The 2,359-nt window shown below is 43.2% G+C and carries 1 protein-coding gene; it reads right to left on the bottom strand.

Annotation, left to right across the window (positions count from 1 at the left end):
• Positions 1-2,359: Ig-like domain-containing protein (locus tag FLV_RS19850; RefSeq protein ID WP_243236493.1), on the bottom strand; the 2,359-nt coding region annotated here is incomplete at both ends.

Genomic DNA, 2,359 nt, shown 5'->3' with positions numbered 1-2,359 from the left:
CCACAATCGTCGGTAATAGTCCAGGTATTGGTATAAGTTCCTGCGTTTGAGCATCCCTCAGCAGCCATAAACTGACCGGTAACTTTTACGATATTGGATACATCGGTATCACAAAGATCGGAAGCCACAGGGAACATTGCCTGAGCGTTTTCCAATCCTGTAAGATCGCTGCATTGTAAAGTTACATTTAAAGAAGCGGTTTCAGTAGCCCATGTTGGCGCAGTGGTATCTTCGATAGTGATCACTTGGGTGAAAGTATCAGAAGTATTGCCACAATCGTCTTTTACAGTCCAGGTGTTGGTATAAGTTCCGGAATTTCCACAACCTTCAGTAGCCATAAATTGACCGGTAACTTTTACGATATTCGATACATCGGTATCACAAAGATCGGAAGCTATAGGGAACATTGCCTGAGCGTTTGTTAATCCTGAAGTGTCGCTGCATTGTAAAGTCACATTTAAGGAAGCTTTTTCAGTAGCCCAAGTCGGAGCTGTGGTATCTTCGATTGTGATTACTTGGGTAAAAGTATCAGAAGTATTGCCACAATCGTCTTTTACAGTCCAGGTGTTGGTGTAAGTTCCGGAATTTCCACATCCCTCAGCAGCCATAAACTGACCGGTAACTTTTAGGATATTCGATACATCGGTATCGCAAAGATCGGAAGCTACAGGGAACATTGCCTGAGCGTTTGCCAATCCAGAAAGGTCGCTGCATTGTAAAGTCACATTTAAAGAAGCCGTTTCAGTAGCCCATGTTGGGGCAGTGGTATCTTCGATTGTGATTACTTGGGTGAAAGTATCTGTAAGATTTCCGCAATCGTCTTTTGCAATCCAGGTATTGGTATAAGTTCCTGCATTTGAACAACCTTTGGATGTTACAAATTCACCACTAGTTTTTGTGTAAGTAACTATTGTACAGTTTGCAGTTGCAATTGGAGCTTGATTTTGAGCGGTTGTTAAACCTGCTGTGTCACTGCATTGCAAAGTAACGTTTAAAGTTCCAGGTTGTGTAATCCATGTTGGAGCTGCATTGTCTTCTATGGTAATTACTTGTGTAAATATTGTTGAAGTATTCAAACAAACATCTTTAGCTTCCCAAGTGTTGGTGTAAGATCCAGTACTTCCACAATTTCCTCTTTGTAACGTTCCGCTTATTTTGGTGTAGGTTACAATTCCGCCACAATTATCAGTTGCTACAGGAGCCTGAGCCTGAGCGGTTGCCAAACCAGCAGTATCGCTACATTGTAAAGTTACATTCAAAGCATTAGCAGCAGTTGTCCATGTTGGTGCTGTGTTGTCCTGAATGGTAATTACCTGCGTGAAAGTAGTTGAAGTGTTGTTACAAACATCTTTGGCTTCCCAGGTATTGGTATAAGTTCCAGAGTTTACGCAAGAGCCTTGTGCAAAGTTTCCGCTTATTTTGGTGTAGGTTACAGCTCCGCCACAATTATCAGTAGCTACGGGAGCCTGAGCCTGAGCGGTTGCCAAACCTGAAAGATCACTGCATTGTAAAGTCACATTTAGAGAAGTGGCTGCAGTTGTCCATGTTGGTGCTGTGTTGTCCTGAATGGTGATTACTTGTGTGAAAATACTTGAAGTGTTGTTGCAAACATCTTTGGCTTCCCAGGTGTTGGTATAAGTTCCAGAGTTTACACAAGAGCCTTGTGCAAAGTTTCCGCTTATTTTGGTGTAGGTTACAGCTCCGCCACAATTATCAGTAGCTACGGGAGCCTGAGCTTGAGCGGTTGCCAAACCTGAAAGATCATTGCATTGTAAAGTCACATTTAGAGAAGTGGCTGCAGTTGTCCATGTTGGTGCTGTGTTGTCCTGAATGGTAATTACCTGTGTAAAAACACTTGAGGTGTTGTTACAAACATCTTTGGCTTCCCAGGTGTTGGTATAAGTTCCAGAGTTTACACAAGAGCCTTGTGCAAAGTTCCCGCTTATTTTGGTGTAGGTTACAGCTCCGCCACAATTATCAGTAGCTACGGGAGCCTGAGCCTGAGCGGTTGCCAAACCGGAAAGATCACTGCATTGTAAAGTCACATTTAGAGAAGTGGTTGCAGTTGTCCACATTGGCGCTGTGTTGTCCTGAATGGTAATTACCTGAGTGAAAGTAGTTGAAGTGTTGTTACAAACATCTTTGGCTACCCAGGTGTTGGTGTAAGTTCCTGAGTTTACACAAGAACCCTGAGCAAAGTTCCCACTTATTTTGGTATAGGTTACAGCTCCTCCACAATTATCAGTAGCTACGGGAGCCTGAGCTTGAGCGGTTGCCAAACCTGAAAGATCACTGCATTGTAAAGTCACATTTAGAGAAGTGGCTGCAGTTGTCCATGTTGGCGCTGTGTTGTCCTGAA

It is taken from the genome of Flavobacterium pectinovorum (assembly GCF_022802975.1).
GTDB lineage: Bacteria > Bacteroidota > Bacteroidia > Flavobacteriales > Flavobacteriaceae > Flavobacterium > Flavobacterium pectinovorum_B.
This window is presented reverse-complemented; position numbering and strand designations above follow the sequence as displayed.